Annotated in this window: 6 protein-coding genes; all 6 read right to left on the bottom strand. The window is 68.7% G+C overall.

The features are described 5' to 3' along the window. Positions 1–536 (bottom strand): TAXI family TRAP transporter solute-binding subunit (locus VGT06_00065; protein ID HEV8661527.1); only part of this gene is annotated, 536 nt, incomplete at its 3' end. A 50-nt stretch (positions 537–586) separates the two neighbouring features. Then, positions 587–1,873 carry an acetamidase/formamidase family protein gene (locus VGT06_00060; GenBank protein HEV8661526.1) on the bottom strand — a complete coding sequence of 429 codons (1,287 nt, stop codon included), beginning with the start codon at positions 1,871–1,873 and terminating at the stop codon, positions 587–589. 309 nt (positions 1,874–2,182) lie between these two features. Further along, complete coding sequence (locus tag VGT06_00055) at positions 2,183–3,292, bottom strand: site-2 protease family protein (protein HEV8661525.1); 1,110 nt, start codon at positions 3,290–3,292, stop codon at positions 2,183–2,185. Continuing rightward, the gene (locus tag VGT06_00050) at positions 3,289–4,050 is read right to left on the bottom strand and encodes a DUF502 domain-containing protein (protein HEV8661524.1); all 762 of its coding nucleotides are present in this window, start codon (positions 4,048–4,050) and stop codon (positions 3,289–3,291) included. Before VGT06_00050 ends, VGT06_00055 begins: the two co-directional genes overlap by 4 nt. Positions 4,051–4,226: 176 nt before the next feature. Next, a complete protein-coding gene (locus VGT06_00045) occupies positions 4,227–5,684 on the bottom strand; it encodes an NAD-dependent succinate-semialdehyde dehydrogenase (protein ID HEV8661523.1) in 1,458 nt (485 codons plus the stop codon). Positions 5,685–5,860: 176 nt separating this feature from the next. Next, the coding region (locus VGT06_00040; GenBank protein HEV8661522.1) for a ferric reductase-like transmembrane domain-containing protein at positions 5,861–6,240 on the bottom strand (380 nt) is incomplete at its 5' end.

The following is a 6,240-nucleotide window of genomic DNA, read 5'->3' as shown; positions in this document are numbered from 1 at the left end:
GCCAGGGACTCCCAGCGCACATCGCCCTCGGGATCGAGGCCGAAGGCCGCCACCACCCGCTGTGCCTTGGCTCGGGCTTGCCCGCCCCCTTCAATGACCCCCACACGCTTCCCCCTGAGGTCGCCAATGGCCCGGACCGGCGAGAGCGCCGGGACCACGAGATGGAGGTATTCGGGGGCGACGGCCGCCAGGGCGCGAAGCGGGGTCATCAGACTGGCATAGGGGCCTATTCCCCGGAGCCCCTGGTACGCGTCCTCCGCCCGGAGCAGCGCCAGGTCCAATTGGCGGCTCTTCACCAGGCTCAGCAACGTTCGGGGGTTCTCGCTGCGCGCCGCCGTGGCCTTCAAGTCGGGCCGGCGGACGGCAAGATGGCGGGCCAACCGCGCTCCCAGGGGGAACGACCCGGTGTCCGCGCGATCGGTCACGATCACAGTATGGCGGGCCCGGTACTGAGACCACTTGCGGTAGGGGGAGTGGCCCGTCAACAGCACAGCGCCCGCCCCCAGGGCGCCCGTCAGGAACATCCGCCGATGCATGAGAGGTTAGCCCTCAGCCTTCGCTGGGCGAGAGGGGCTAGGGCGTCCCGTTAATCATCACCGTCATCCTTCTTATCCTTGAAGACCTCCAGCGGGAGGATTGCCGATACGGCGAAGTTTGGGACATCCACCAAGTTCCCGATCCGTAGATCTACGGCCACGCTCGAGAGGATGTACGCCTGGTGGGGCGTGAGCCCACTGACCTCCACGAGATGGGCGATCATCTTCCGCAGCGCATCGCGCGCGGCCAGGGTCAGATCTTCGGACAGGTTCTCCAGCGGAGTCACCTCGGCCAGGTCGGCATGAGCGCTCTGCGGGGGCACCTCGCCGGCATCCTTCAGCGGGTAGCCGACGGTGGCGAAGAACTTATCCGGCGCCAGCTTCTTTAGCTGCGCCCCTCCCTCGAAGGCCGGACGATTATGTAGGAGGAACGCCTGGCCCTTGCGAAGGCCCACCTTCACGGTGACGACCGCGTTCATCTCGATGGCGGTGCCGGAGACCTCTCCATCCCCTTGGGCGTAATGAACGTCGCCGATCGAGAGGAGACAGCCCGGGACGAAGCAGGGGAACAGGAGCCGCGTGCCACCGACCATTCCCTTCACGTCCATGTTGCCGCCGTTCTCGCGTGGAGGGATGGTGCGGAGGCAGTCGGCCGCGGCCGGCCCGCCGGATCCACAAACGCTCGCGGGAGCCGCGTTCGTCGTGTCCGGCAGCAGGACGAAGCCGCCCGCATCGGCAAGCGCGGCCTCCCGGGCCTTGATCGTGGCGACGAGGGCGTCATCCGGCGCGACGCCGATGGTGCCGGGGAAGCCGTTGAACGGGATCCGGATGCCGGGCATGTCAGAAGAGGTGGCCGCGGCCTGCGTCAACTTCCAGCGCGCGATGTCCGGGAGCGTGAACAGGTCGCGGAGGAACCCGAAGCCCGGGAAGAGGACCGTGTAGCCGAAGCGATCGGGGCCGGGCCCAATAGTGACGACCGTGACCTCAAGGATGTCCCCAGGCTCGCCGCCGTTCACGAACAGGGGGCCCGTCAGAGGGTGGATCCGGCTCGCATCCGCCCCGGCGACGTCGGCCGGGATGGTGCCGAAGCTGAACTGGTTATCAAAGGCGTCACGCGTCTCGAAGACGACCGAATCGCCCGGATCCGCGGACGCCACCGGGGAAATGTCGGGATGGAAGCGATTGTGACAGTTGGGATCCAGAACGCACTGGACGGGGACACCATTGGCGTCCCGGATGATCGGAATGCGGAGGACCTTCGCCGCGGCCGTTTCGGCCAAGAAAAACCAGGCTCCGAGCAGGATCAACGCCAGGACCTTACCGCTCCACGATTGCATGATCCCCCTCCATTCTCCCTCCCCAGAGGAATAAGGAACCTGAATCTTGGCCACGCGGGAGGACGGCAGTCACCCAGAAGAAAAAAGCCTCCGGAGGTGTCGCGCACCCGAGAAGGCGCACCAGTTCGCGGGGGGCCACCGGGTGTGGGGGCCAGCTATACGAGCCACGGGGAAATCCGTCCTTCGGGAGACCCGAGTGGATCCTCCGTCATGGCGGTTTGCTTCGGTGATCTACACACCAGCCTGGAGTGCCGGCACGGAAGACCCTCCTTATACCCGGCACTTATACCCACTGTCAAGCGCAGACCCTCAGCCCCTAAGCGCCAGGATGTGGAGCATGTCCTTCACGCTGAGGTAGCCAACCAGCCGCCCTCCCCTCTCCACCACCGCCATCCGGCCGACCGGGTTCTGCGACAGGCGGGCGAAGGCGTCCAGGACCGCTTCCCCTGGCCCCGCCTGAAGGTCGGGGCCGAACGGGAGCATCGCCTCGCGCACCTGGACCTCTCCCCACCGCTCCCGCGGGTAATCGCGCAGGTGCTTCAGGGCCACGATCCCGACCACCTGTCCCCCGTCCAGGACCGGAAACGAGGTGAAGTGGTGCCGCCAGAAGAGGTCCTCGGCCAGCCGGGCCAGCGTGAGGTCCGGGCCCACCGTCACCACGTCCGGGGCCATCACATCCCCCACCCGGATCCCCTGAAGGGCCTGGCGCCAGGCCACCTGCTGGACGCTGGCCTCCGCCGCCTGCTTCAGGAACACCCCGATGAAGAGGTAGTAGATGCCCTGGAACGGATTCCCCCCGGCGAAGCTCAGGACCCCGAGGAGCATGAGGGTGTAGGCAAAGCCGCTCCCGATCGCCCCCGTCACCCGCGTCGCCTGCTGCAGATCGTCCTTCCACCACCAGAGCAGGGCCCGCAGAATCCGACCCCCGTCCAGCGGAAACCCCGGGACCAGGTTGAACGCTCCCAGCAGACCGTTCACGAGCCGGAGGTAGGCCAGGAGCGCCACGGCCGGCGCCGGCCAGCCCGGGCCGCGGAGGAGGAGATCGCTCACCAGCGCCAGGGCGAAGGAGACGGCCGGCCCCGCCACCGCGATCCGGAACTCCACTCCCGGCGAGTCCGCCTCCCGGGCCAGCTTGGCCACTCCCCCGAAGACGTGCAGGGTGATCCCCCGGATGGCGATCCCGTTCCGTTGCGCCACCACCGAGTGGCCGAGCTCGTGGAGGAGCACCGAGGCGAAGAGGGCCAGGGCCGAGAGGATTCCGAGCACCCAGTAGGTCGTCGGGGCGAGCCCCGGCACCTGCTCCGGGAAGTACTGGCTGGCCAGGCTCCAGGCCACCAGGGCGACGATGAGGAACCAGGAGTAGTTGATCTCGATCGGGATGCCCCGGATCGCGAAAATGCGACGGCCCTTGGTGATCATCCCCCCTCCCCTGCCCTGCTCGATTCGGGCGTGTCCCCCGGCTCCACCACCGGCGCGGCCTCCGGCGCTCCCCCCGGCCTCCGCAGGATGCGGCCGGCCGGACCCAGCACCCCCCCGGAGACTACGATTTTCATGGCCTCCTCCACCGAGAGGTCCAGGGGGATGAGGTCCCGGCGGGGGACCAGCAGGAAAAACCCGGTGGTGGGGTTCGGCGTGGTGGGCAAGAACACACCCACCAGTTCATCCTCTCCGGCTCCCGCCGGACCCGTCAGCCTCCAGCCGCGCCGGTCCGTGAGAAAGACGACGGCGTAACTTCCCGCCTGAGGATAGGGCGCGAGCGCGACCGTCTGGGTCCGCCTGTCGGCCCGGAGGAACAGGTCCAGGAGCTGGCGGATGGGGCCGTAGATGGCCCGGATCACGGGGAGGCGCGAGAAGGTCCCCTCGAGGCGCAGGAAGAGGCGGCGGCCGAAGAGGGCGACCATCCCCCCCACGGCGGTCACGCCCACGGCGGTCACGAGCACACTCAGGATCGTGGCCAGAATGGGGGCCAGCCCGGGGCTTACGACGGGGCTCAGGGCGTAGGTGAGGAGGGGGGCCAGCGGCCCGACCACCAGCCGGAGGAAGAGCCAGAGGATGTAGAGCGTGAGGACGGCCGGCAGGACCAGGATGAGGCCCGTGAAGAACCAGGTGCGGAGCCGGTGGCGGAGCCCCCCGGGCGTTGTCTGGACCGCCTCCCGGACCTGGCTCCACTTCCCCATCGCCTCCCCCCGTCCCCGCAAAGCGAAGACGCCCCGCCGCCTGCGTGGGGGGCGCCTTGGCCACGGCCGCCGGGCTGCGGGGCCGTGCGTCCCGGGCTCCCGTCAGCCTAGCGCGACGGGCCCGTCGGGGCAAGGGGGAAGGCCTGGGTCCCGCGGGGCGAGAGGCCCCCGCAGGGTCAGGCGGGCAGGTTGACGACGATGGACTTGAGCTCCATGTACTCTTCGAGACCTTCCCGACCCCCTTCCCGGCCGAGGCCGCTCTGCTTGAAGCCGCCGAAGGGGATCTCATGGGTGTAGCCGGCGGCATCGTTGACCCCGACCAGGCCGTACTCCAGCGCCTCGGCCACCCGCACGACCCGGCCCAGGTCCCGGGTGTAGAGGTAGGCTGCCAGGCCGAACACGGTGTCATTGGCCCGCTGGATCAGCTCCGCCTCGGTCTTGAAGGTGAGGACCGGGGCCACGGGGCCGAAGATCTCCTCCTGGCACACCGGCCAGTCGTCTTGCACGCGCGTGAGGACCGTCGGGGCGTAGAAGTACCCCTTGGCCAGAGGCCCCTCGCTCAGCGGCCCGCCGCCCGCCAGCAGGGTCGCCCCTCGGACCACCGCATCCTCGACCAGGTGGTGGACCCTCTTCCGGGCCTCCTCGTTGATGAGCGGCCCGACTTGCATCCCGGGCTCGAAGCCGGGGCCGACCTTCAGCGCTTTCACCTTCTCGACGAAGGCGGGAATGAACCGATCTGCGATGGTCTCCTGCACGTAGATCCGGTTCGCGCAGATACAGGACTGCCCCCCGACCCGGAGGTACTTGATGGCGACCGCCCCCTCGACGGCGGCCCCCAGGTCCGCGTCCGCGAACACGATGAAGGGGGCGTTGCCCCCCAGCTCGAAGGAGATTCGCTTGATCTGCTTGGCCGCCTTCTCCATGAGGACCTTCCCCACCTCGGTCGAGCCGGTAAAGCCGATCTTCTTGACCAGGGGGTGATTGAGCAGTTCCTCGGCGATGGGCGCGGAGGCGGCTCCGGTGACCACATTGAGGACACCGGGCGGCAGCCCGGCGTCGTGGCAGGCCCGGGCGATGGCCAGGGCCGTCATAGGCGTCGCCGAGGCCGGCTTCAGGACCACGGGGCACCCCGCGGCCATGGCCGGCGCGATCTTGCGGGTGATCATGTTGGCAGGAAAGTTCCAGGGCGTGATGGCGCCCACGACCCCCACCGGCTGCCCGACCACCCAGAACCGCTTGTTCGGGAAGGGCGAGGGGACGATCTCCCCGTACGCGCGGCGCGCCTCCTCGGCGAACCAGCCGAAGTAGCCCAGGGAGAAGCCGACCTCTCCTTTGGCTTCGGCGAAGGGCTTGCCGTTTTCGAGAACCACCAGCCTCGCGATCTCGTCGACCCGCTCCTGCAGGAGGGCCTGGACCTTCCGGAGGAGCTCCCCCCGCTGCTTCGCCGGCGTGGCCGCCCATCCCGCGAAGGCCCGGTGGGCCGCTTCGATGGCTCTGCGGGTCTCGGCGCCGCGGCCATCGGCGATGTCGGCCACATGGGCTCCCGTCGCCGGGTCCCGCACCGCGAAGGTCCGGCCGCCGTGAGCGTCTACCCACTTCCCCTCGATATACATCTGGTACGCCTGCGGTCCCATGGGCACCTCCCCCAGCGAGAAGTGTGCGTCACTCAATGTTTTCGGTATATGAAAATTTCTCCCGTAAGATGGGATGCAGGTGGAATATATGTCTGGACGGTCTGTGTGTCAAATGTGTCCCATCTAGGGAAACCCCCTGCATGGAGGAGTGGCGACGCTTCCGGAGGGGGGAGAGGTCAGATCCTGGAGAGGTCCCGGGATGCGGAGGCGCCCGGGTGAGGCGTGCGAAGATCAGCCTGGGGCCCCTCGGGGGGAGTCCCCGGCTGGGGGAGGGCGGCGCCCCCTGCCCGCTCCCTGGCCAGGCGGCGCATCCGGTCCCAGAGCCGGATGCCCAGGAGCAGGGCGAGGATCCCCACGTACAGATAGGGGTCGTTCATCCCGACCTTGGCCAGCCACACGTAGTGCAGGACGCCCAGGATACCGGCCACGTAGACCAGCCGGTGGAGCCGCCGCCAGCTCCGCGCCCCGAGGCGCTTGACCATGCGGGCCGTGGACGTGGCGGCCAGCGGGGTGAGCACGGTCAGCGCGAGGACCCCCACCGTAATGTAGGGGCGCT

Origin of the sequence: Candidatus Methylomirabilis sp. (assembly GCA_036000645.1) — a bacterium.
Lineage (GTDB): Bacteria > Methylomirabilota > Methylomirabilia > Methylomirabilales > JACPAU01 > JACPAU01.
Note: the sequence above shows the minus strand (reverse complement) of the source record. Positions and strands in the feature narration are given on the sequence as shown.